Genomic DNA, 22,217 nt, shown 5'->3' on the forward strand with positions numbered 1-22,217 from the left:
CAACAAGGATACTCAGAACCGCCTTCCAAACCATTACCTGTTCCAATCCCGCTTCGGGGAACGCTGGTTCACGTCGCTCTGGATCAGCTCCGCAATCGGCGGAGTCTCTTCATTCTCAATCAGCCAGCTGCGCATTTCTTTAATCGCCTCAACTTGTCCATTGCCTTTGTCCCGCCAAGTCAGCAGTTCAATCACTCTAATCACAAGCGCCAGGAGACTGCTGTTGCTGCTAAGCGTCTTCTCTGCACGGATTTTCTGGTACAACGCTTCGTTCTCCCAATCAATCAATATCTCCTCGGCGATAGCCGGCCTCATTACAGTGAAGGTTGTATGGCATTGGGCGCAGCAGACGACTGATAAGGGCTCTCCCCCGAATTCCACTTCGATCTTCTGCTGGCAATTTTGACAGGTAAAGTTTACCTGAATCTCAAAAGGTTCCTTCTTCATTCGGGCAGCCCTCCTCAAGATGACATGCAAAAACTCACACTTATGTTTACCCATTTCTTTAAAGGAATGACCCACAGTAGATGTTCTTATGTAAACAGCTTCTTTTTTGTGCAAAGGCCGTCTTCAAAAAGCCTCACGGATATGGCCCAGCGAGGTTATGCTTAAATCATCATTCAGCAGCACTGTGATCACATCAAACACGACCTCGCGCGCCTCCTGTCCCTTACTGAGGATATAGAGCTGCGCTGTGCGTCGAACCTGCCGGATTTTGCGGCTGTCTACCGATTCGGCGGGTGTACCCTGAAGCAGGCTGCCACCCCGGCTGCGCACCTCAATAATTACTAGCCGGTCTTCATGCTGCGCCACGATGTCCAGTTCTCCGCTGCGGCAGCGCCAGTTCTGATCCAGAATGACATAACCCAAAGAAGTCAGATAAAGAACCGCTGCCGCTTCGGCAGCCGCTCCTTTCTGCTTGCGGTTATATCTCTGCGGCGGGACAGGTTCTCTCATGTCAGACTTCGCTCCCCGGCCTTGCGGTCGCTCTGATACACAAAGCTGAGAATTTCCGCCACCAGCTGGTACAGCTCCGGGGGATCTGCTGGTCAAGGTCCAGCTTGGACAGCACCTCAACCAGTGCAGCATCCTCCTGGACGGCAACTCCGTTCTCCCTGGCCTTCTGGAGGATATTGTCCGCAATCTCGCCTCGCCCCTTGGCTACCACTACCGGCGCATCGCTGCCGGGGGTGTACTTTAGCGCTACTGCTTTTTTAAGGCTCTGCGGAATCTGCTCTTCCGATTCATTCATATGCGGAAATCCACTCCTTGGTAAGAATCAGGAACATAATCCGCCAGCTTGGCCTGAACTGCTCCAGCCGCAGCTGACAGCTCAGGCAGCGGTTCGGTCCGCAGTCCGGACAGCTGGTAGCCAATCGACTCCACGGCGCTCTTGATCTCCTCGCGCCGCTGCTCCAGCAGCTCCAGCACCCAGGGTTCATTGTTGTGCAGCTTCAGGTTGACCATCCGGTCTACCACCTGCACATCGACCAGTGTCTGGCCAAGCTGCTTCATGTCCAGATCAAACCACAGGCGGCAGTTGGCCGCGTCCAGCTCACCTTTGCGCCCCCGTCTGGACTGGATATGCACCGAGGCGGTCTCACGCCCGTCCGGCCCATTCAGCGGCAGGAACAGGGTCACCTGGGCAAACGGTGCCGTCCGGTCTGTATTCAGCAGCAGCTGCTGGCCTGTCAGCTGCTGCACCAGCTGGCCCGCGGCTTCCTTCACCGCGGGCGGCACCTCGCTGCTGCCTATCACCTGCAGCAGCACGCCCTTCAGCGTGCCCTCCGCCTCCCCGGCGGCAGGCACGCCCTGCGCCGCGGCGTTGCCTGCGCCGCGCACCGCCAGCTGCTCGTGCTCCGCACCGAGCAGCTTCAGCACGCGCCCCACCCACGTCTCTGCCGTGGGTGATGGCGCGCCTGCCGGCTGCTGCACCGCAGCAGCCGGGGCGGGTTCCTGCGGCGAGCTAGCCGCAGGGGTGGGGGCTAGCTGCGGCAGCGTAGCGCGCAGCTCGTGCAGTACGCCCTGCAGCTTCGCCAGCAGGGCAGCTCCGCCAGGTGCGGCGGCAGCTCTGCCGGCCGCTGTACTTGCAGCAACTTCAGCGTTTCCACCCGCTAAACCAGCTCTCGATCCGGCTTCAGCAGCTCCGCCTGCCACAACTTTTGCTCCCGCCTCTGCGTTTCTACCTGCCAAACCAGCTCTCGATCCGGCTTCAGCAGCTCCGCCTACTGCTGCTCTTGCCCCTGCCTCAGCGTTTCCACCTGCCAAGGCAGCTCTCGATCCGGCTTCAGCAGCTCCGCCTACTGCAGCTCTTGCCCCTGCCTCAGCGTTTCCACGTGCCAAGGCAGCTCTCGACCCGGCTTCAGCTTCGCCGCCTTCTTCAGCACTTCCTCCTGCCTGAGCATTGCCACCTGCTGGCGCTGCTCTCGATCCGGCTTCAGCATCCCCGCTGGCTAACGCAGCACTTGCATTTGCTCCTGCCCCAGTTCTTGCCCCGGCTTCAGCATCTCTGCCAGCTAACGTAGCTTCGCCTGGCACACCAGTTGCCTTTGCTCCCACAGTGTCATCAGCTGTCTGAGCTCCCAAGCTTCCCGCTCTTACACCCTCAGGATTAGCTGCTTCTCCGGCTCTTGCAGCAGCAAGGCCTTTCGCTGCAGCCGCATCTTCGCCTGCGTCGGCAGACGAAGGTGTGGCTGCCGTTGCTTGTCCGCTGCGTACTGCCGCAGTATCGCCTTCCTCACCGGACACATTACCCGTTGAGATCGCACCTGCCACACCTTCTGCAACGGCTGTCGATGCTGCAGGTTTGCCTCCAGCACCACTATTGGCAGCAGGTCCAGGGGACTCCTCCATCTGTGCTGTCCACAGTGTCAGCTGCTCCTCCAGCGTACTCAGCAGCTGATGCAGCTGTGGGCCAAACACCGCCTGCTGCAGCCCCTTCACACTTTCCGCAGTTACAGGCAGACCTCTCTTCACGGAGATAACGGCTGCTTCCAGCCATTGCGCTGCCGGAACTCCGGGCGGCTTGGCATTCATCACCGCATCCAGCTTCGCTGCCGTTTCCGGGGTCAGTGCCACACCCGCTGACTGCATGGCTTGCACGATCTCACGCCCGGCCTTGGAATTCGCCAGACCCAGCTTTTCCAGCGCCTCTCCCATACTCTGGGGAGAGAGCATGGCCGCTTCGCCGAGGGAGACCGGCTTCAAGACAGGCAATCCGCTTTCTCCTGGCGGTGCTACCTGCAGATTCAGGGTTTGACCCGGCTGCAAAGGCGTTTCCAATTCCGCCCGTACAGATGTGCCCTGAATCTGAACTACCGCTTCCTTGCCGGTTTCTGAAACACTCAGTACCACACCGCGCACGATCTGGCCTTCCTTCAACTCTACAGACTTAGCTTCTCCTGGCTTGCTTTCGCCAAGCAGCCCGCGAATCATTGAACCGATATTCATAACCCTACCGCCTCCCTCCATGTTGTCTCTTCCTACTATATCGGTATTCCTACCGCTTTTATAAGCATTCCGCCCCTAAAAGAGCGTCTGCTGTTCGGCCAGAATCCTTCCCAAGAAGCTGCGCCGGTGCATCGGAGTGGGACCCAGAGAGGTTATCTGCTCGCGGTGCAGCTTGGTTGCGTAGCCTTTATGTATGGCAATCCCGTAGTCCGGGTATAATTCCTCCCATGCCCCTTCGCATAAGCGGTCGCGCGTCACTTTAGCCACGATAGAAGCCGCAGCAATGGACTGGCTGTTGGCATCACCTTTAATAATCGCCCGCTGCGGCAGCGGAATATCCACTTTCTCGGCATCCACCAGAATATAGTCCGGCTGATCAGAGAGTCCTTCTATAGCAATCTTCATTGCCAGCCGTGATGCCTGTTTGATATTAATATCGTCGATCACATTCGAATCCACCTGCCCGATGCCCACAGCGAGCGCCTGCTCCAGAATGAGCTCATATAAGGCATCCCGCTTCTTGGCGCTAAGCTTCTTGGAATCATCCACGCCTTCAATAATAAGCCCTTCGGGCAGAATTACCGCTGCTGCAATCACATCTCCGAACAGGCAGCCTCTGCCGACCTCATCTACACCTGCTATACGGCAGTAAGCTTGCTCCCAACACTCTTTTTCATACAACAACATATCCACTGTACTCAATTCTTCCACCACCATTATGATTTATCCACAATCCTGTACATGCCAGCACCATAGCTCGGCTTGCCACGGCATCCGTCTTAATACTTATACTATTTCTGTGAAAAAAGTTCCGCAAGCTAACAAGAATTAGCTATATCTTAATGCAAGACACTCAGTTAACATCAGGCAGCTATGAACAGCGGCTAACCAAAGTAGGCTTAAGGATATAAGTGTATTACGTACATTTAAATTCGCAGATTTGACGCTTCCTCGGCATATAACTGTATTTCATACATTTAAAATCACCCACTTCAGCATATAGCCTCATTTCAGCTAATAATAGCTGCACCAAATACACTTAAATTCATTTGTGCCGGTGTTCTGCCCGAAATAGCTGCACGAAATACAGCTAGCCGCCGCACCAGTTCCATTCAGCCAGCACAAAAAAAGCCGCCCCAACCCTCGGGACGGCTCCAGCAGCTCTATATGGCTTCCGCTCTGCTACTGTTTATGGCGTTTCCAGTGTAAAACGGCCCAGCTTGCCGGCGCGCAGCTCATGCAGCAGTACACGGGAGGCCTTCTCCAGATCGACCCGGCCGCCGCTGATCAGGCAGCCGCGTTTACGACCTACCGCTTCCATCACCGCTACGATCTCGTCGGGATTCTCCAGATCCTCAGGCAGCTTCTCAATCCCGAAGCGCTCCTGGAATCTGGAGCCGTAATCCTTGACCAGATATTTCACAGCATAGAAGGCAATTTCTTCAATGTTCAGGATTTCTTCCTTGATGGCTCCGGTTACCGCCAGCCGGTAGCCCACCTCTTGGTCCTCAAACCTCGGCCAGAGAATCCCTGGTGTGTCCAGAAGCTCAAGGTTGCCGCCGGTTTTGATCCATTGCTGGCCTTTGGTTACACCCGGGCGGTCGCCTACAGCCGCAATATGCCTGCCGGCCATCTTGTTAATCAGTGTAGACTTGCCAACGTTCGGAATTCCGACGATGAGTGCGCGCATCGCACGCGGATTCATGCCTCTGGCAATTTGGCGGTCAATCTTCTCCTTCAGCAGCATCTTGACCTGCTCGGGAATTTCCTTCACTCCGGTACCCGTCGATGCATCCGCAGGATGGGCAAGATGACCCTCTGCCTTGAAATAAGCCAACCACTTCCGTGTAGCCTCCGGATCGGCCAGATCCGCTTTATTCAGCAATATCAGCCTTGGCTTGTCCCGCAAAATATCGTCAATCATCGGATTGCGGCTGGAAAGCGGAAGACGGGCATCGAGCAATTCAATTACAACATCTATCAGCTTAAGCTTGGCCTCGATCTGCCGCCTTGCCTTCGTCATATGACCAGGAAACCATTGAATGGCCATTGCCGTCACCTCCTTTGACTTCGTTCTGCTTGTTATTGTTAGTGATTAATAAAAGAAATATCCTTCACCGGCCAGAAGATCAGATCCGCACGGCCGACAATATCATCCAGCGGCACATAGCCGATCATCCGGCTGTCTGTACTGTCTGAACGGTTATCTCCCATTACAAAGACGTGACCCTCCGGCACTGTGCCGTCGGTGAAATCTTCATTGGGGAAATTCTTGTTGTTGTATAATGTACCGTTGCTGCGCGCAGCATCAAGTTCATCCTGTATATAGGTCTCGTCTACAGTCTGCCCATTTACAGTTACGACATCACCTTCCACCTTCACGGTATCCCCGGCAACGCCGATTACCCGCTTGATGAAATCCCGGCCCTCTGATGGCACATGGAATACCACGACCTCGCCACGCTGCGGCGATCTGATGTCATACAGGATTTCGTTCACAATGACCCGCTCACCTGTATGAAAATTTGGTTTCATGGAAGATCCATCTACGATAAAAGGTTTAAACAACAGCCAGCGGATCAGCACAACCAGTACTAATGCAATGGCTATAGCCTTGATCCATTCCAGCACTTCATTCTTCTGCTTACGAGGGTTCTTCCCGCTTGACTCTACAGTCTCACCGGTTCCCTGCGGCAAATCCTGCTGCATAATCCACCGTCCTATCTTTAGGGTACTTGTACCAAAACATACAAAAAAACTCCTGCCAAAAACCCTCCTCAGATACTCCTTCAGGAGGCCTTTTCGGAGAAGCCGTTCCCCAGTGCTATATATATGTATGTTGCATTGTGTTCTGTTTTTGGGAAACACCTTACCAGAAGGTGTCTAATGATAAAACGAAAGGGGCTTGAACTCAAGCCCCTTCCCTTTGCCACAATTCTAGCGGCGGATTTCTTTAATTCTTGCTGCTTTACCGCGCAGTTCACGAAGGTAATAAAGTTTAGCACGACGGACTTTACCGCGGCGAGTCACTTCAATCTTCTCAAGTTTAGGCGAGTTGATTGGGAAAGTTCTTTCCACACCAACACCGTAAGAGATTTTACGAACCGTAAAAGTCTCACCGATTCCACCGCCGCGACGTTTGATTACAACGCCTTCGAACAACTGGATACGCTCACGAGTTCCCTCGATAACTTTTACATGCACTTTCAAAGTGTCACCCGGGCGAAAACTCGGGATATCTTTGCGAAGCTGCTCTTGTGTAATTTCTTGTAGGATATTCATTAGGGACTTCCTCCTTCCGTACAGGTGTTCTTGCCTCTTCCGGAGAGAACCATGCTCTCCATCATTATCCGCAGAGGACCACCGTATTCCACACAACAGAAATAATAATACCATAACTAACGGGCTTATACAACTTTTTTTGCGGATCAGAGCGGGAGCATATCCCGCTTCTTGGCTTTGGTCTGGCAATCCTTGCATAAACCAACTACCGTCCCATTATCCTGGGCATAAAAAATTAGTTTGCCGTTCTTTTTTTTGCAGGAGGAGCAGGGCTGTATCTCAGAAATTTGCTTGGCCTTGCGGTGACTCTCCATTGAGATCACATTGTTTGTGCGTGCTTTGCTGCTGCCGGGCTCATCCACTCTACGGGTGCGGGTCATCACATAAAAAATAACCAGTACCCCCAACACGATCAATGCTGCATACAGCATTCGGCTTCCTCCACTCCTCTAAATTGCCTTATTACAATAGATAGACCGCCCAATATTCAGTTCAAAGGCGTGTCTCTACTTACTCTTCCGTACATGGACTGGCAGCCTGCAGCTGGATGTGTGCAGCACTGCTTATGCTACCTTTATTTTAGCACAACCGGAAATCGAAATGTAGTGGCGCCGGAGTAGGAACTGGCCTTAGGTCCAGGTAGCGAACCCGTCCCCAGCCTCTTTTTCAATTTTTTCCCACCGTATATAATTTATTTATACATAAACAGCAAACATGAAGCAACATTGAATTACCCATACAGAAATAATTAGGAGGGTCTATTCCATATGAACAAAAAACTCACCCCACTGCTAGCAGCTGCTACAGTCATGTCCATGATCATGCTAGCCGGCTGCACGGAGCTGCCCGGCAAAACCAACACTGCGGAGAACAGCGAATACGCTGCTTCCGAAGACGGTAAACAAACCTTAAAAGAAGCGGTAAATCAGGAGATTGCCGAGGTAGCCGATCTTGTAAATAAAGGTGTAGAAACAGCTGCCGGCAAAGTGACGGATAAGGTAGTTAAAGTCATGTCAGAGGAAGGTATTAGCCAAGAGCTATCGGCTTCCCAGAAGATCGGCGACGCTTCGGTGCTAGAAATGAATAATGCCGTTGGAACTATCGCGGTCAGCAGTACCCAAGGTGATACCATTTCTGTAAATGCCAGCCTGCTAATGCATAACAGCTCATCACATGAAGCGAACATTGAGGATATTCTTGAGAATGCTGTGATCTCACTGGAAACAGAGGGCAATACACTGGAGGTATCCACCCGCTCCAAAGACAAACCCAATCAGGATTTATGGCACTGGGCGCAAAAAAAATACGGCTACTCCGAATTCAAGATCAGCTATGACATTCAAATTCCGGAAAGCATGAACACGTTCAAAATCACAAATGATGTGGGCAATATTGAGCTTAGCGATCTGGATGGCACTTATACAATCGTCAGCAACGTAGGTAGCATCACTCTCAATTCCGCTCAGATTATGGGCAAATCTACTGTGAAGTCCGATACAGGCAGTATTGATCTGGATATCACAGCCATGGATGCAAGCAGCAGTCTCAAGGCCGAAAGTGATGTTGGCCGGATTAACGCTATGCTTGAGTCCAGTCTGAAATATGACCTGTCGGCCAACAGTGATATTGGAAAAATCACTGGCGCCAAGAAAGGCAACAGCCAGATTAACGGAGGCGGACCGCTGATTGATCTATCTACAGACATTGGTTCAATCACTGTTGAGTGATTTCCAGTCTTATATTTGCACAAAGGGTGCTCCAGAGCCGGATTAACGGCTGTTGGAGCACCCTTTTTTTTGCTAATGAGGCAGCTCTACTGAGTCTAAATTAAAGCAATGGCCAACAGGGTGAACAAGCTTAAGGTCAGAATCTGATTGGCATAAGGATTGCCGTAAGGATAATACCCCGACGTATTCACTGTACCTCTCTGCTCTGTTCTCAGATAGACGTTGTTGCGGTCCACATCCATGACTACACCTTCATATTGCTGTCCATGGATGGTCAGTATCCGTACCTTTTTGTTCTTGCAGCTCAAGCAATTGTAATAAGCTTCCACCATAACCCTCCTCCTCCTTCGTAATGCTGTATTTTATGAGGAGTGGGATATGCCGGTAACGGCTAAGTGACACCCGCCTGTGATATGAAAGGATTAAATACTTTTTTTGCAGGATGCATGATTCCTTCGCAACACGGTTATATATAATTGTATAGATTTTTGTTCATAAAAATGTCATAATTTATAGTGTAAAGCTAAACAGGGAGGCTGAGATTATGAGTGCAACGGGTAAAAGATTTATTAATAAAGGCATTTTGCGCATAACTTTGTTTATTATTTTATCTTCGCTGACTTATACGGTGCGTAATTACCCTTGGGCTGTCACCATTCTCACTGTCACCGCGCTCTATGCGCTGGTTACCGGCGCCATTAAGCTGACCCGCAAACATTGAATGCAGCCGTGTCTAACGAAATAAATTGCTTATCCAACCGCTCCCCGGTACCGGATTCCACCTGGGGGCGTTTTGCTGTAGGTTCACTTAGGCAGAGTAACTTATTACTTATGAAGATATGCTGATAGCAGACCGGTCAACACATCCTTATAATGTTTTCTGTCATAAGCAGAGTTGTCCACCTTAATCTTGGCCAGGTCCAAGCTCTCGTAGATCCTTTGCTCCAGTTCCAGACGATGCTTCAGTACCTGCAAAGTCCCCTCCAAACCGCTGTACCCGCGATTTTTTCCGAAACCTTGAGTCGTGTAATACTCCATGAACCCCTCAGACCATTCTTTCGGCCTTTCTTGAACAACTTTACGGAACGCTTGCTCCAGATGCTGCTGCTGGACATAAATTAATAACGGATTCAGCTCCTCTACCTGCATTGCCAATTCTGCAACATAACTTGCTACCTCTTGCTCGGGGGCATCGTATTTAATCATCCCCACAGTCACCGGGTTCTGAATAAACGCACATTCAAAAATATAAGTCACGTTTTCACGAGATGCCTGCTGCGCAAACTGGCGCCATTTCGCTATAATCCATTGTCTGTTGTCTGCCAGCGGCAGCTCATACATATCCTTGCGGGAGGCTATGTCAAGCAATTCCCAGGGGAGCTCGGTATTCTGTTCATTGCTCATTTTGCGGTACTCGAGCAAATAATGGCCTTCATATGTCCTAGTAAAATTACTGATTAACTCGTTGTATTTAGCATAGCTGTGCAGAAATTGCTCGTATTCAGCTTCTTCGAAGCAAGCCACGCCATCGTAATCCGCAGGATGCTCCAGATTTCCTTCCACAAACAGATGGGCCTCCACTTTGTGTTCCACCAGAATCTCGTAGACCAGTTGAGCTGTCGTCGATTTGCCGAATCCGGGCAGTCCTTCCACAAGTATGACTTTAGGTCTCATTCTGTACATCCCTCCATGCTTGATCATTAGAAAAAAAGTAGACCGCCCCTGAAGGTAAATGGTCTACTTTTTGTCCATTATTTTTCTGTCGCAGCCTACCGCCCTTAAAAGCGGCTCAAACCTTGATACGTAAAGAAAATCGGAGTAACAGGATTTGAACCTGCGACCTCACCCACCCCAAGGGTGCGCGCTACCAGGCTGCGCTATACCCCGACAGATATGTATGCTGCTCCCATAAGGAAATCAGCTGGGTAACACTCTATATTTATATATACCGCAGAATCGTCTCCGGTTCAAGTAGAAAATAAGGCAATTTGTAAACGTAATCATTTAAGATGTTTTATCTCATTTTATTTCTATGAATTTTTTACCCGAACTAATGGCTGATTGTTAGCCTTGGTGGCGCGGGATACGGATCAAGTTTTTAATTTGCGCCTCGGGTAGAGAAGACCGTCTTCGGACGGTCTTTTTCATGTTCTTAATTATGGCTGAGAAAATTAGTCCTAGACTACCGCTGGTTTATTGTTAGCGTAATTCTTCAATCAAATATTCTTCGCCTCTCCACCATTACTTTTCTTTCCCTAGAATCGTTGCTACAGCCTTATCCGCGTTCCATTCGCGGATAAGGCTTGTTCGTTACCGGAACTCCGTATTTGATTTCGCAGCCCCAATCGTTAGACACACTTAATTCATTTCATTATATCGTTCGACTGCCTTGCTTAGCTGATAATTGAAATTCTCAGGTGTACCATCCGTAGTGTTCAGGAACTGGACGTTCAGGTCAGAATCAGATACAGGTTCCTTCTTATTGATGCGTTCAATGATTTTCGAAGCGGCCGCTTTTGCCTCAGTGGCTGAATCAACATAGCTCTCGATACTGAAGCTGTTAATCCCTTCTTTTTGAATTCGTTTCTTGTCTTTTGAGATGGTCATGAGCGCACTCAGATCTGCGGTCATGATGTCGTATTTGGCTTTAAACTTCGTCATATCAAGCTGCAGCACATTGTCGGCGGTGATTCCCTGCTCATCCATTTCAATGGCCGTAGCCTCGGCATCTATCATGAACTTCAAGGCATTATACCTGATCTGCTGGTCTGAATCCTTGAGTTTTTGCAGTTCAGCCAGACGCTGCTCGTTACCCAATTTTTGCAAAGCCGTGAAGTATTGTTTGGCAACAGTCTCATAAGCGAGATTGGCACTTACCAGCTTGGTATGCAGCTGTTTTCCTTTTGCGAAATCATCATCCACGTAGCCTCTTGTATCATAGTAGGCTTTCATATCGTCCAGGACGGACAACAGATCTTTGATGACCGGTGTCAGCTTGATCACTACGGGGTCTGCGTTCGCAAAAGCAGGTTGGCTTGCGGTATAGCCGTTCGCTTTATCAACAACTTCCCGCTCAGTTTCAGCAACGCCGAGCATGATGAAGCTGAAGTTCTTCTCGATTACAGGCTGTGTATCAACTCCGAACTTCTCGAAATAATGAACCAGAACCTCATTGATTCTGCCTGTCATCAAGTTATTCAGCATCACATACGCATTGTATTTATCGATTTCTTTGCTCTCGCCGGACGTAACGCCTGCAGGCGCTTGATCCACGGTGGATGTAATAGCAGAACAAGCGGATAACATTGCACCTAACATGATAATGGCAATAACGAATGATAGCTTTCTCAAAATAGTGATTCCTCCGACTGAGTAATTTAACGTGCTTTTCTTTTGTAAGATGTCTGAATAGGAGAGAGAACAACTGGTCTCTTCTGGTCGATTAAATTCCCTCTTCGCCGCATATCAATGTTGATTGTGAAACACATCTATTCAATTTTAGAATTATTTGGTGAATAGGTCTTGAGTCTTGAGTAGCAAAATTCTTAACATGAGTATGATAAGGCGACAAAACCCATAAAATCAAAAAAAGCCGCATAATATGCAACTTTCAATAGGACGAAATCTGACAAGTGGTTCAATTTGTTACAAGATATAGCTGAACAAATCGCGCGGTAACTTCGTTCCCCGGATTGCATGCGGTGTATCACTGTTCTCATGTTAATAAATATCTTTTTAATAACAAGACTGCTTTAGCCCGGTCATTGGTACCGATCTTGGTATAAATGTCACTTAAATAGTTCTTTACCGTTCCCTGAGTCAAAAATAATTTTTCGGCAATTTCCTTTGAGTTGTATCCCTCTATAAGCAGCCTTGCAAGGTCAAGTTCTCTTTGCGTTAGCTCAAGTTCCTTACCTGCTTTTTCAAACCCGCTGTTCTTATTGTGGATATTGAGAGCAAGCTTTTTTGCCACTTTACCAGTAAGCAGCAAATTTCCGGAAAGCGCTTCATCGATGGATTGAACAAGCTTCTCTCCATCGATGTCTTTAAGCAAATAACCGGAAGCTCCGTTGCATAAAGCCTCTATGATATACTCATCATCGTCGAAGGTCGTTAAGATGAGTATGATCACATGTGGGTGGAGCTCCTTAATGGCTTCGGTTGCCTTTACGCCTCCCATACCCGGCATGCGGATGTCCATCAGGATGACATCCGGAACAACCGAGTGAAGCCGTTCAAGCGCTTCTTCGCCGGTTTGAGCCGTCCCAACGATCTCTATCTCCGATCTTATCGAAAGCAAAGTTTCCAGACCTTCAAGCATAATTTTATGATCATCCACAAGCATGACGCTGATTTTGCGATCGCTATCCATTAACCGTCCCCCCTTGCAACAGGCATCCGGACATGGAGTGCAAATCCCTTCATAGGCTCACTTTGCACACTCAATTGACCTCCGATGGCCTCAATTCTTTCTTCCATCGATTTCAGACCAAACCCATATATGAATGAATCGCTGCCGATTCCATTGTCCTTTACCATAATATGAATCGTATCTTGCTGCTCAAGGACAGAGATCTCAATTGCACTTGCTTTGCCATGTTTTAGCGCATTGGTAATCGATTCCTTTATGAAGTTGATCATGACATACTTCTGAAGAGAGATTAGATGGGTGACTTCCTCATAATGCAAAATAAATTGAACGCCCGTCTGCTTCTCAGTATCGGTCATGATCTTCTGTATTCCTTCCTTAAGCCCCAAGTCGCCAATAGTCCCTTCCTTTGCTTTTAATGTTTTGACAACCTGACGGATATTGCCGAGTCCTTGCTTCAGCTGCTCGCGTGCGATGAGGATCTTCCGAAGAGATTCCTCCGGTTTTCTATCGAAGAGCAGTTGGGCTCCCTCAAGGGCGACGATCGCTGTAGTTAACGTGTGTCCCACCGTATCATGAACTTCTTCCGCAATCCGCGTTCTCTCTTTTAATGCCGCCATCTCTTCTCTCGTTCTAGCTTCCTGGATCAAAGATTCGTTTAATCGAAGGTTCATATCCCTTTGATTGAGCAGCAGCTTGGTGCTCCAAATTGGTATTACCAAAAACGAATAGCTCAAAATATGGAACATATTCCGCCATAAATCTTCTCCGCCTGGTGACCACAAAAAAATGTAGGCTAAATATCCACCATAGGCAAACGGAAAAGCATACCACGACTTGTAGTGCAAGAGAAGATCCGCAATAAAGAGAACAAATACGATACTCTCGATTTCTGTTCCGCTTCCCAGGAATAGAAGAAAGAGGAGAACGATTTCGACAATCGGGGATACGGCTACAATGGGATGATACTCGGGATGATTTAACACTCGTTTCGAGTGTCTTAAGAAATAGAGCCCGATCAGGAACGTAACAACCATAAAGCCTTTATATTGAGATAAAACAAAGTAAAGCAATAGCAGGACCACGTAAGAGCATGCCAGTCCATAGAAAAATAATCTCGATACTTTCGTATTGCTTAGTGTATGAACTGTTGAAATATTCATGAAACCACACATCCTTTAGAAATCGCTCACTTCACAGCACGATTCCTAGAATGGCTGCAATAACGCCTAGAAGCACTGGTATGGCTTCCACCCCATGAATGATGACGGATGGCCAAAAGCTGCGATATCTGACATTTAAAAAGCCGAAAAAAATCGATCCGATGAGAATCATAGGAATATCCGTTATTTTATGCAGGTGGTAAAAAGCGAACAAAACGCCGTTCATGGCCCAATCCCATCTTCCAAAGGCTCCCTTCATCTGCGGCAGCAGAACGCCACGGAAGAACAACTCTTCTCCCAGTAAATAATTAAACAAACAACTAACAAGCGCAATACCGAGCAGATACCAGGCACCGACAAATTCAGGAGCCATCAGATTTTGTATCTTTGTATACTCCGGAGGAGCCATAAACGGGAAAAGCCGGTTGAGCGCTTCTCCTACAAACTGGAACAAACCTGAGTTTTGAAAGAAAAAAGCGTATAGAATGATCGGAATCGTGAATGAATAAGCGACTTTGTAGACTTTAAACCTTTTCGGATGAACCGGATGATTCAGCCACAGTCTTTTTTTCAGCTTCCCCCAGCTTAAATTACCCAGTTCTCTTTTCAAGAGAATGACAGATAGTACAAACTGCCAGATCATACCGACAATCATGAGCATCCAAAAGAGAATAAGCGGATGAAAACTGACGATTGGCACCAGAAACGGCATCAGTCCGAATCGAATAAAGAACATCGGCAACGTGACTAAAGCCCATAAACCCAATATTTTGCCAACACTATACTGCTTGATTACTGTTTCGTTATTCAACCTTCCCACTCCTTCTTGACAAATATATTTCCCGTAGTAAATATATTAAAAAAGACCGTCATGTGATAAGTGACGATCGTCATAAACCTGGATAACATCTGAAAATGTTAGTGAAACAAAAAGCATCGTGCCGAAGGAAAGAGGGTCTTAATGATGTGCTTATTGTGCGATTTTCTTCTCAATCGTTTCAAATCCCTTTGTGTCATAACTACCACATATACACAGTGGTTAGATTGAAGTTGACCATTTCAGCCAACAAGATTGTTCAATACGCTAAACGATTTGTCGGCATGCAGTTTAAACTTTTCTATTGGCTAGAAAAGTAATCAATGAACAACAAGTGATGAAAGAATAATTACCACTTGTCATTTAGGTCCACTATATTTAGGTTCCACCTTAGTCAGTTATGGAAAAATGAAATGGTACCCGCTACGCAAACCTGCCCGTTAGCTCAATGACGCATCGTGCGTCTAATACAGCTGAAATCAACAAAGAGGATAGCCGCGGACTTCCGCGGCTATCCTCTTTGTTGATCAAGATCGCTCAGACTTATATGGGTTACCTTTTATTTATAAGATTCAGGTCTACGATTTACGATTCGTGTAGAAATCGATAATATCGCTGACCGTGCGGAGCGGCTCCGCTTCTGTATGGACAACATCCACGTTTGGCTTATATTCTTCCTGCGTCTTCGTGTTCACCTTAAGTTCATTCCTTTCGATAGTTACGCTTGCTGCATCTTATGCTGCGCTGTTTAATAGTGCGGCACCTCTTCTTATTACCCTTTTCCCAGAACTTCAACGCACCTAAATGCCTATTTTACAGAAATTTGTTTTAGGTATTTCCGCACAAAAAAACCTCCTCAACGTAAGGTACGTCAAGAAGGTCCCGGATATGACTATTTAAGTTAAATTTTGTTCAGGTTGTGTCTCGCGCTTCAGACGTTCCAGCACTTTTCTATCTTTGGGGGTTAGCTCTGCCGTATCGAGCAGATCCGGCCTGCGCTGCAGCGTACGCTGCAGCGCCTGTTCTCTGCGCCACACCTCAATGTTGGCATGATGTCCGCTCACCAGGATATCGGGCACCTTCCAGCCACGGAACTCCGCAGGGCGGGTATAATGCGGATACTCCAGCAGTCCCGTACTGAAGGAATCTGAAACAGCGGACGTCTCGTTGCCCAGCGCGCCGGGCTGCAATCGGACGATTGAATCAATCACCGTAAGCGCCGGCAGCTCACCGCCAGTCAACACGTAATCACCAATCGACAGCTCGTCCGTGACCAGGTGTTCCCTGATCCGCTCGTCGTAGCCTTCATAATGGCCACAGATAAAGATCAGATGCTCTTCCCGGGCCAGCTCCTCGGCTATCGACTGCGTATATGTCTGCCCTTGCGGACACATCAGTATAATCCTGGGCTTCACCTCAGGGCTGCCGGAGGCTCCTGCAAGCACATGCTCCACTGCAGCGAAGATCGGATCAGGCTTCAGCACCATCCCCCCTCCCCCGCCGTAAGGCGTGTCATCCACGCTGTTATGTTTGTTCCCCGAGAAGTCGCGGAAATTAACGGTATTCAGTGAGACGATATTCTTCTCACGGGCTTTGCCGAGAATACTGGTGCTGAACACCCCTTCACACATTTCCGGAAAAAGGGTCAGCACATCAATCCGGATCATGGAAGCAGCCCTTCCATAATATGAACGGTAATCCGCTTCGCGGGAATATCCACATCCAGCACTACGTCATTGATCACCGGGATCAGAATATCCTGGCCTTTGGAAGGCTTTACCACCCACACATCGTTTGCACCCGGCTGCAGAATTTCAGTGATCGTTCCGAGCGGCTCGCTTCCCGCTTCATCGGTGTAGACCTCACAGCCCACAATCTCATGGAAATAATATTCATTCTCCGGCAGCTCGACCAGATCATCTCCAGGTACTTTCAGCATGCTGCCTTTGTATTTCTCCACTTCGTTAATGTTGGTATAGCCGTTCAGCTTGACGATAAAGGTGCCTTTATGCTCACGCGACGATTCCACGGTAACCTCAAATCTCGGGCTGCCGTCTGCCGGGATTACGATCAACTTTTTGCCTGCAGCAAACCGGACGTCCGGGAAATCGGTATGGGACAATACCTTAATCTCACCACGTATGCCATGCGTATTCACCAAGCGGCCTACGGTTAATTCTTCTGCCATCTGCTTCGCTCCTTTGGGATGGGTTTCTTTTCTTATATTTGAACAAAAAAGAGCCAGGATATACATCCCTAGCCCCTCCTTGTGCGTTTCATTTAAGATAAAATATCTACTGTCACGCGTTTATCGCTCTTGACTGCTGCCGATGTGACCACTGTACGCAACGCTTTGGCAATTCGTCCCTGTTTGCCTATAACCTTCCCTACATCATCAGGATGTACGGACAGTTCATAGACTACCAGGTGTTCCTTCTCCACGATTCGCACAGCCACATCCTCTGGATGATCCACTAAAGCCTTAGCAATAACTCCAACTAATTCTTCCATAGAGGACCCTCGCATTCAGTCATTATTTCTGAAGCTTTGACTCATGGAACTTCTTCATCACGCCAGCTTTGGAAAGCAAGTTGCGGACGGTATCCGATGCTTGCGCACCTGTTTGAAGCCATTTAAGAGCTTTTTCTTCATCGATCTTTACTACTGCCGGTTGTTCGATCGGATTATAATAACCGATTTCCTCGATGAAACGACCGTCACGAGGGGACCGGGAATCGGAAACCACTAGACGATAGAAAGGCGCTTTATGTGCACCCATTCTTTTCAGACGAATACGTACTGCCACGAAATTCACCTCCTTAAAATAGTTTCGATCCCTCCCAAACCCTCCCTTAGCCAAGGGAGGGCCCCAAAGGGCTGCACCCTCTGGACTCCCGCTAAGTGCAATTGGCGTGGGAGTTCTGGTGGATGGCGCTTGGGAAGTTGGGAGCATGATCGCTTTACGTCCCTGACGGGACACGCTTAACTGTTGCGGTATATAGATACGGGTTGAAACCCTGCAAACACAAGAGTGAAAACTAAGACTAAGAGATTAAGGTCAAAAGATTAAGGTCAAGACCCCTTGGATCTTCTGATGTTGTACAATGTCAGATCGAAACGAACCTTTAGATCAAAACACCTTAACGGAAGGGGAACTTCATGCCCTTGCCGCCAAGACCCTTGAGCTGCTTCATGGCGTTCTTCGCGCCCTTACCACCGGCGCCTCCGCCCATCATTCCGGAGAACTGCTTCATCATCTTGCGCATCTCGTCGAATTGCTTGATCAGGCGGTTGACCTCGGCAACCGAGGTGCCGCTGCCGGCAGCAATCCGCTTGCGGCGGTTATGATTCATGATCTCAGGCTGACGTTTCTCCGTCTTGGTCATGGAATGCACAATCGCCTCTACGCGGCCCATCTGCTTGTCATCGACCTTCAGGTCCTTCATGCCCTTGGCTTTGTTCATGCCAGGCAGCATATCCAGAATCTGATCGATCGGACCCAGCTTCTTGACCTGATCCATCTGTTCCAGGAAATCATCGAACGTAAATTCGGCATTGCGCATCTTACGTTCCATTTCCTTGGCTTTGTCGGTGTCAATATTGGCCTGGGCCTTCTCGATCAACGACAGCATATCACCCATACCAAGGATACGGGAAGCCATCCGCTCCGGATGGAACGGCTCCAGCGCATCGATCTTCTCGCCCAGAGCGGCGAACTTGATCGGGCAGCCGGTAACCGCCTTAACCGACAACGCGGCACCACCGCGGCTGTCGCCATCCAGCTTCGTCAGCACGACGCCGGTAAGCTCCAGCTGCTTGTTGAAGCTGTCGGCTACGTTGACGGCATCCTGACCGGTCATCGCATCGACAACCAGCAGCACCTCGTCAGGGTTGACGGAACTGTGGATCTGCTTCAGCTCTTCCATCAGTTCTTCATCAATATGCAGGCGGCCTGCGGTATCGATAATAACATAATCCAGACTGTTGTCCTTGGCATGCTGCACGGCTTGCTTGGCAATCTCTACCGGGCTCGTCTGATCTCCCAAGGAGAACACCGGAGCCTTAATCTGCTCACCGAGCACCTGGAGCTGCTTGATCGCAGCCGGGCGGTATATATCAGCCGCTACCAGTAGCGGACGGCTGTTGCCCTTCTGCAGCAGCTTGGCCAGCTTGCCGGAGGTGGTTGTCTTACCCGCCCCTTGCAGACCTACCATCATAATGACTGTCGGCGGCTTGTTCGACTTCGCCAGCTTCGCCTGGCTCCCGCCCATCAGATCAGTTAATTCCTTGTTTACGATGTCGATAATAACCATGCCGGGAGTAAAGCTGTCCATTACTTCCTTGCCGACCGATTTCTCTTTCACCTTGGATACGAAATCCTTGACGACCTTAAAGTTAACGTCCGCTTCGAGCAGCGCCAGCCGCACTTCACGCATTGCTTCATTTACATCATCTTCGGAAACCTTGCCCTTGCCGCGCAGCTTGCTGAACACATTCTGCAATCTTCCGGTTAAACCTTCAAACGCCATATGCAGCTTTCTCCCTTCATGCTACTCCAACCTCTGCAAACGATCCACGATATCCGCGAACCGCAGTTTATATTGCTCAGGCAGCATCCCATCATCCGGCAGTCTGCGCAGTTCTTCTAGATACTTGTTGCGGCTCTCATGCTTGACCAGCAGGCCAAGTTTATCTTCATAATTCTCAAGCACCTGCTCAGCCCGCTTAATATGCTCATACACGGCCTGACGGCTGATTTCAAATTCAGCGGCAATCTCTCCCAGGGAGAAATCATCATGAAAATAATATTTAAGGAACGTTTGCTGCTTATCCGTAAGCAGCCGTTCATAAAAGGCAAACAATAAGTTAATTCGGTTCGTCTTCTCGAGCCTATTCTCCTGACTCATTAAGGGCACTCCCTTCGTCAAGGACAAACACTTTACACCTTCACAACGTCCCTTATGATACCGAAAACAAAGAAAGATGTCAAGCTTTTTTACTTGTCATCTTATTCTTTGCCGCAGCACCCATTATAGATGCTCCGCTTTGGGGTAAACTGTTACAGTGGCAGCAGATAAATCAGCACTACGAAGAAGTGAATTACCGTTCCTCCGAGAACGAACATATGCCATACGGCATGATGGAAAGGGAATCCCCGCCACACATAAAATACGGTTCCCAATGTGTACAGCAGCCCGCCTGCCATCAGCAGCATCATCCCGGTAGCCGGAATGACTGCAGCCAGCGGATTCCAGGCAATCACGATCATCCAGCCCATGGCGATGTAGAAGATGGTGGACATGAACAGGAATTTTTTGACGAAGAACGCCTTGAAGAATATCCCGAACACCGCCACACCCCAGGCTATACCGAACAGCGTCCAGCCCAGCGTACCGCGGATCGCCACCAGCATAAACGGGGTGTACGTCCCGGCGATAAACAAATAAATCGAGGAATGGTCAAGGAATTCGAAGAAATCCTTCGCCTTGCCTTCCCTGAGACTATGCACAAGTGTCGAGTTCAAATACAGCAGCAGCATGGTTGTGCCATAGATGGTGAAGCTGACTACATGCCAAGCCGTCCCATTCAGACTGGCATAAACAATAAGCAGCACCAGCGCAGCCACGCTTAGAACGGCACCTAAGCCATGCGTGATTGCGTTAGCCACCTCTTCCTTGCGGCTGTACGTATGTGTATTAGCCATACCCAAATCCTTCCGTTTGCGGTTTTCTTCTATTATATCCGTTTCACGGGAGGCATTCCACTACTGCAGGCATATTCCGCCTTATCCCTGCTTACAGTTTATAGAGCTCGGTGTATTTGGCTTCCAGGTAATCGGCCAGATAATCGGGGTTCAGTGGCTCTCCAGTTACCTCCAGAATGATCTCCGCAGGGGTAAGGGCGCGGCCATGACGGTGAATTTTCTCTGTCAGCCACTCCTTGATCGGCAGCAGATTGCCGGCAGCGATTAATTCATCCAGCTCAGGCATCTCTTTGCGCAGCGTGTGCATCATCTGTGCGGCATACATATTCCCCAGGGAGTATGAGGCAAAATAACCAAAGTCTCCACCCGACCAATGTACATCCTGCAGCACACCCAGCTGATCTGACGGAGGCGTAATTCCAAGGTACTGCTGATATTTGGCATTCCACACTTCTGGCAGCTCCTGAACGCTAAGCCCTTCATTGAAAATAAGCTTCTCGATTTCATAACGGACAATAATGTGCAGATTATAAGTCAACTCGTCGGATTCGGTACGGATGAATGAATTCCCTACACTGTTAATGGCACGGTAGAAATCCACCAGCTCCACATTGGCCAGCTGTTCCGGGAAATGCTGCTGCAGATCACCATAATAACGTTCCCAGAAAGGCAGGCTGCGCCCGATCATATTCTCCCACAGTCTGGATTGGGATTCATGGATACCCATGGATGTGCCTCCGGCAAGCACAGTGCCTACAAGGTCAGGGCTGACGTTCTGCTCATATAGCGCATGTCCGCCTTCATGAAGGGAGCTGAATACCGCACTGGGCAAATTATCCTGTAGATAGTGGGTAGTAATACGCACATCTCCCGGACTTAAGCCGGTGGCAAACGGATGCACACTCTCATCAAGACGGCCCGCTTCGAAGTCGTAACCCATCTGCCCCAGAATGAAGAGGCTGAATTTCTGCTGCTGCTCCTTGTCAAAGATCTGCTGCAAAAAGCTGGTGTCCGGCTTGTTCGGCGAAGCCGAAATCGCCTCTACTAGCGGCACCAGACGGTTGCGCAGCCGGGAGAAGATGGCATCCACCTCGGTCACAGTCAAATCAGGCTCATACATATCGAGCAATGTGTCATAACGGGTATTTTTGACACCCCAGTAATCAATAAACTCTTGTTTGAAAGCAACGATTTGGCTTAGAAAAGGCTCGAAGCTGGCGAAATCATTATTCTCCTTCGCTTCTTCCCAGATGGTCTGGGCGTGGGCAGACAGCTTCGAGTATTCTTCATACCGTTCAGCGGGAATACTCTTGCTGCGCTCATACTCCTTGCGGCAATCCTTGACGATCTTGTTCTGCACGCTGCTTAGCTGCTCCATCACTTCAGGACGGCTGAACAGCTCGGTGAACGCTCCCATTTCCTCAGAGGTTTCCAGACGGAACAGTTCTCCGCTGAGCATACCGAGTGTTCCTGAACGCACTTCCACACCTTTGCGCGGAGCACCGGTACGCAGATCCCAGTGAAGCAGACTGATCGCTTCAAGATACCCGCTCATTTTCAATAAATACTTGCTGAATTTCTCCCACTCTAACTTAATAGATTCTTCCATTCCAGAGACACCTGCTTTCTATATTTTCCCACTCCTCTTGATGATACTTTTTTAAATAAGTATAATCAACAGCACCTACAGGAAAATAGTTAATAC

The 22,217-nt window shown here is 49.1% G+C and carries 24 protein-coding genes, 1 tRNA gene and 1 pseudogene; 2 read left to right on the top strand and 24 right to left on the bottom strand.

Translation table 11 applies throughout. From position 1 onward, the window contains the following. Positions 1–33: 33 nt before the first annotated feature. The 9 genes and pseudogenes from B9T62_RS16570 to B9T62_RS16610 all read right to left on the bottom strand — a co-directional run bounded on the left by B9T62_RS16570 (position 34) and on the right by B9T62_RS16610 (position 7,163). On the bottom strand, positions 34–447 hold the full coding sequence (locus tag B9T62_RS16570; RefSeq protein ID WP_087916279.1) for a hypothetical protein: 414 nt from the start codon (positions 445–447) through the stop codon (positions 34–36). Between the two features lie 123 nt (positions 448–570). Continuing rightward, positions 571–957: a YraN family protein gene (locus B9T62_RS16575; RefSeq protein ID WP_087916280.1), complete on the bottom strand. Its 387-nt coding sequence runs from the start codon at positions 955–957 to the stop codon at positions 571–573. Continuing rightward, positions 954–1,252: pseudogene (locus B9T62_RS16580) on the bottom strand (EscU/YscU/HrcU family type III secretion system export apparatus switch protein). The gene B9T62_RS16575 and the pseudogene B9T62_RS16580 overlap by 4 nt, the downstream one beginning before the upstream one ends. Next, a complete protein-coding gene (locus tag B9T62_RS16585; protein ID WP_087916281.1) occupies positions 1,249–3,450 on the bottom strand; it encodes a hypothetical protein in 2,202 nt (733 codons plus the stop codon). The pseudogene B9T62_RS16580 and the gene B9T62_RS16585 overlap by 4 nt, the downstream one beginning before the upstream one ends. A 75-nt stretch (positions 3,451–3,525) precedes the next feature. Continuing rightward, complete coding sequence (locus B9T62_RS16590) at positions 3,526–4,152, bottom strand: ribonuclease HII (RefSeq protein ID WP_425436655.1); 627 nt, start codon at positions 4,150–4,152, stop codon at positions 3,526–3,528. A 487-nt stretch (positions 4,153–4,639) separates the two neighbouring features. Beyond that, on the bottom strand, positions 4,640–5,500 hold the full coding sequence (gene ylqF / locus B9T62_RS16595; RefSeq protein ID WP_087916283.1) for a ribosome biogenesis GTPase YlqF: 861 nt from the start codon (positions 5,498–5,500) through the stop codon (positions 4,640–4,642). Positions 5,501–5,538: 38 nt separating this feature from the next. Then, a complete protein-coding gene (gene lepB / locus B9T62_RS16600; protein ID WP_087916284.1) occupies positions 5,539–6,159 on the bottom strand; it encodes a signal peptidase I in 621 nt (206 codons plus the stop codon). A 228-nt stretch (positions 6,160–6,387) separates the two neighbouring features. Continuing rightward, complete coding sequence (rplS, locus tag B9T62_RS16605) at positions 6,388–6,732, bottom strand: 50S ribosomal protein L19 (RefSeq protein ID WP_087916285.1); 345 nt, start codon at positions 6,730–6,732, stop codon at positions 6,388–6,390. A gap of 146 nt (positions 6,733–6,878) precedes the next feature. Next, a complete protein-coding gene (locus tag B9T62_RS16610; RefSeq protein ID WP_087916286.1) occupies positions 6,879–7,163 on the bottom strand; it encodes a hypothetical protein in 285 nt (94 codons plus the stop codon). Positions 7,164–7,499: 336 nt separating this feature from the next. On the opposite strand from B9T62_RS16610, the gene B9T62_RS16615 reads away from it, so the two are divergent. Beyond that, positions 7,500–8,459, top strand: a complete 960-nt coding sequence (locus B9T62_RS16615; protein ID WP_087916287.1) for a DUF4097 family beta strand repeat-containing protein — start codon at positions 7,500–7,502, stop codon at positions 8,457–8,459. A 95-nt stretch (positions 8,460–8,554) separates the two neighbouring features. Here B9T62_RS16615 and B9T62_RS16620 read toward each other — a convergent pair whose 3' ends face one another. Further along, complete coding sequence (locus B9T62_RS16620; RefSeq protein ID WP_087920297.1) at positions 8,555–8,788, bottom strand: hypothetical protein; 234 nt, start codon at positions 8,786–8,788, stop codon at positions 8,555–8,557. A 215-nt stretch (positions 8,789–9,003) separates the two neighbouring features. On the opposite strand from B9T62_RS16620, the gene B9T62_RS39135 reads away from it, so the two are divergent. Further along, positions 9,004–9,180 carry a hypothetical protein gene (locus B9T62_RS39135; protein ID WP_157793862.1) on the top strand — a complete coding sequence of 59 codons (177 nt, stop codon included), beginning with the start codon at positions 9,004–9,006 and terminating at the stop codon, positions 9,178–9,180. Positions 9,181–9,284: 104 nt separating this feature from the next. Here B9T62_RS39135 and B9T62_RS16625 read toward each other — a convergent pair whose 3' ends face one another. From B9T62_RS16625 to B9T62_RS16690, 14 genes are all read right to left on the bottom strand, one after another. After that, positions 9,285–10,133, bottom strand: coding sequence for a P-loop NTPase family protein (locus B9T62_RS16625; RefSeq protein WP_087916288.1), 849 nt, complete (start codon positions 10,131–10,133; stop codon positions 9,285–9,287). A 139-nt stretch (positions 10,134–10,272) separates the two neighbouring features. Further along, positions 10,273–10,346, bottom strand: a tRNA-Pro gene (locus tag B9T62_RS16630). Between the two features lie 471 nt (positions 10,347–10,817). Beyond that, entirely contained in the window at positions 10,818–11,810 is a 993-nt protein-coding gene (locus B9T62_RS16635; RefSeq protein WP_087916289.1) for a YiiG family protein, read from the bottom strand. Between the two features lie 364 nt (positions 11,811–12,174). Further along, positions 12,175–12,831: a response regulator transcription factor gene (locus tag B9T62_RS16640; RefSeq protein ID WP_087916290.1), complete on the bottom strand. Its 657-nt coding sequence runs from the start codon at positions 12,829–12,831 to the stop codon at positions 12,175–12,177. Continuing rightward, positions 12,831–13,991, bottom strand: coding sequence for a sensor histidine kinase (locus B9T62_RS16645; protein ID WP_169834395.1), 1,161 nt, complete (start codon positions 13,989–13,991; stop codon positions 12,831–12,833). The genes B9T62_RS16640 and B9T62_RS16645 overlap by 1 nt, the downstream gene beginning before the upstream one ends. A 31-nt stretch (positions 13,992–14,022) precedes the next feature. Continuing rightward, a complete protein-coding gene (locus B9T62_RS16650) occupies positions 14,023–14,802 on the bottom strand; it encodes a CPBP family intramembrane glutamic endopeptidase (RefSeq protein ID WP_087916292.1) in 780 nt (259 codons plus the stop codon). Positions 14,803–15,704: 902 nt separating this feature from the next. Next, positions 15,705–16,472 carry a tRNA (guanosine(37)-N1)-methyltransferase TrmD gene (trmD, locus tag B9T62_RS16655; RefSeq protein ID WP_087920298.1) on the bottom strand — a complete coding sequence of 256 codons (768 nt, stop codon included), beginning with the start codon at positions 16,470–16,472 and terminating at the stop codon, positions 15,705–15,707. Further along, positions 16,472–16,996 (bottom strand): ribosome maturation factor RimM, encoded by a 525-nt coding sequence (gene rimM / locus B9T62_RS16660; RefSeq protein ID WP_087920299.1) that lies wholly within the window; start codon positions 16,994–16,996, stop codon positions 16,472–16,474. The genes trmD and rimM overlap by 1 nt, the downstream gene beginning before the upstream one ends. 92 nt (positions 16,997–17,088) lie before the next feature. Beyond that, entirely contained in the window at positions 17,089–17,319 is a 231-nt protein-coding gene (locus B9T62_RS16665; protein WP_087916293.1) for a KH domain-containing protein, read from the bottom strand. Positions 17,320–17,341: 22 nt separating this feature from the next. Next, complete coding sequence (rpsP, locus tag B9T62_RS16670) at positions 17,342–17,614, bottom strand: 30S ribosomal protein S16 (RefSeq protein ID WP_087916294.1); 273 nt, start codon at positions 17,612–17,614, stop codon at positions 17,342–17,344. Positions 17,615–17,948: 334 nt separating this feature from the next. After that, positions 17,949–19,337 (bottom strand): signal recognition particle protein, encoded by a 1,389-nt coding sequence (gene ffh / locus B9T62_RS16675; protein WP_087916295.1) that lies wholly within the window; start codon positions 19,335–19,337, stop codon positions 17,949–17,951. Between the two features lie 21 nt (positions 19,338–19,358). Beyond that, on the bottom strand, positions 19,359–19,715 hold the full coding sequence (gene ylxM / locus B9T62_RS16680) for a YlxM family DNA-binding protein (RefSeq protein WP_087916296.1): 357 nt from the start codon (positions 19,713–19,715) through the stop codon (positions 19,359–19,361). Positions 19,716–19,867: 152 nt separating this feature from the next. Next, positions 19,868–20,512, bottom strand: a complete 645-nt coding sequence (trhA, locus tag B9T62_RS16685; protein ID WP_087916297.1) for a PAQR family membrane homeostasis protein TrhA — start codon at positions 20,510–20,512, stop codon at positions 19,868–19,870. Positions 20,513–20,603: 91 nt separating this feature from the next. Next, complete coding sequence (locus B9T62_RS16690; RefSeq protein WP_087916298.1) at positions 20,604–22,121, bottom strand: carboxypeptidase M32; 1,518 nt, start codon at positions 22,119–22,121, stop codon at positions 20,604–20,606. Positions 22,122–22,217: the final 96 nt, after the last annotated feature.

This window comes from Paenibacillus donghaensis (assembly GCF_002192415.1).
Lineage (GTDB): Bacteria > Bacillota > Bacilli > Paenibacillales > Paenibacillaceae > Paenibacillus_AQ > Paenibacillus_AQ donghaensis.

Excerpts from the sequence above, each read along its gene's own strand:
- B9T62_RS16585 (WP_087916281.1), bottom strand. The coding sequence starts at position 3,450 with ATGAATATCGGTTCAATGATTCGCGGGCTGCTTGGCGAAAGCAAGCCA.
- B9T62_RS16615 (WP_087916287.1), top strand. The coding sequence starts at position 7,500 with ATGAACAAAAAACTCACCCCACTGCTAGCAGCTGCTACAGTCATGTCC.
- B9T62_RS16645 (WP_169834395.1), bottom strand. The coding sequence starts at position 13,991 with ATGAATATTTCAACAGTTCATACACTAAGCAATACGAAAGTATCGAGA.
- B9T62_RS16665 (WP_087916293.1), bottom strand. The coding sequence starts at position 17,319 with ATGGAAGAATTAGTTGGAGTTATTGCTAAGGCTTTAGTGGATCATCCA.
- B9T62_RS16625 (WP_087916288.1), bottom strand. The coding sequence starts at position 10,133 with ATGAGACCTAAAGTCATACTTGTGGAAGGACTGCCCGGATTCGGCAAA.
- rplS (WP_087916285.1), bottom strand. The coding sequence starts at position 6,732 with ATGAATATCCTACAAGAAATTACACAAGAGCAGCTTCGCAAAGATATC.
- B9T62_RS16640 (WP_087916290.1), bottom strand. The coding sequence starts at position 12,831 with ATGGATAGCGATCGCAAAATCAGCGTCATGCTTGTGGATGATCATAAA.
- B9T62_RS16575 (WP_087916280.1), bottom strand. The coding sequence starts at position 957 with ATGAGAGAACCTGTCCCGCCGCAGAGATATAACCGCAAGCAGAAAGGA.
- lepB (WP_087916284.1), bottom strand. The coding sequence starts at position 6,159 with ATGCAGCAGGATTTGCCGCAGGGAACCGGTGAGACTGTAGAGTCAAGC.
- rimM (WP_087920299.1), bottom strand. The coding sequence starts at position 16,996 with ATGGCAGAAGAATTAACCGTAGGCCGCTTGGTGAATACGCATGGCATA.
- B9T62_RS16610 (WP_087916286.1), bottom strand. The coding sequence starts at position 7,163 with ATGCTGTATGCAGCATTGATCGTGTTGGGGGTACTGGTTATTTTTTAT.
- B9T62_RS16690 (WP_087916298.1), bottom strand. The coding sequence starts at position 22,121 with ATGGAAGAATCTATTAAGTTAGAGTGGGAGAAATTCAGCAAGTATTTA.
- trhA (WP_087916297.1), bottom strand. The coding sequence starts at position 20,512 with ATGGCTAATACACATACGTACAGCCGCAAGGAAGAGGTGGCTAACGCA.
- B9T62_RS39135 (WP_157793862.1), top strand. The coding sequence starts at position 9,004 with ATGAGTGCAACGGGTAAAAGATTTATTAATAAAGGCATTTTGCGCATA.
- B9T62_RS16570 (WP_087916279.1), bottom strand. The coding sequence starts at position 447 with ATGAAGAAGGAACCTTTTGAGATTCAGGTAAACTTTACCTGTCAAAAT.
- ylqF (WP_087916283.1), bottom strand. The coding sequence starts at position 5,500 with ATGGCCATTCAATGGTTTCCTGGTCATATGACGAAGGCAAGGCGGCAG.
- ffh (WP_087916295.1), bottom strand. The coding sequence starts at position 19,337 with ATGGCGTTTGAAGGTTTAACCGGAAGATTGCAGAATGTGTTCAGCAAG.
- ylxM (WP_087916296.1), bottom strand. The coding sequence starts at position 19,715 with ATGAGTCAGGAGAATAGGCTCGAGAAGACGAACCGAATTAACTTATTG.